Here is a 620-nt window from a genome sequence, read left to right on the forward strand (position 1 = left end):
GACGCCGCGAAAGCCAAGGGGCATTTGGAGGCCGGGGCCAAGAAGGTGATCATCTCCGCGCCGGCGACCGGTGAGGACATCACCATCGTGATGGGTGTCAATGACGACAGGTACGACGGTAGCCAGAACATCATCTCCAACGCCTCGTGCACCACGAACTGTCTGGGCCCGATCGCCAAGGTGCTCAATGACGAGTTCGGCATCGTCAAAGGCTTGATGACCACCATCCACGCCTACACCCAGGACCAGAATCTGCAGGACGGCCCGCACAAGGATCTGCGCCGGGCCCGGGCCGCGGCGATCAACATCGTGCCCACCTCCACCGGGGCGGCCAAGGCCATTGGCCTGGTGCTCCCGGAGCTCAAGGGCAAGTTGGATGGGTATGCGCTGCGGGTGCCGGTGCCCACCGGTTCGGTCACCGACCTGACCGTCGAACTGGGCAAGTCCGCGTCGGCCGCGGAGATCAATGCCGCGATGCAGGCCGCCGCCGAGGGCCCGTTGAAGGGGATCCTCAAGTACTACGACGCCCCGATCGTGTCGTCCGATATCGTCACCGACCCGCACAGTTCACTGTTCGACGCCGGACTGACCAAGGTCATCGACAACCAAGCCAAGGTCGT

General features: G+C 64.0%; 1 protein-coding gene. It reads left to right on the forward strand.

Annotated elements, in window-relative coordinates:
• Window positions 1-620: type I glyceraldehyde-3-phosphate dehydrogenase (locus tag AC1U2B_RS28595; protein WP_480219436.1), on the forward strand; the 620-nt coding region annotated here is incomplete at both ends.

This window comes from Mycolicibacterium sp. P4_G11 (assembly GCF_056555145.1).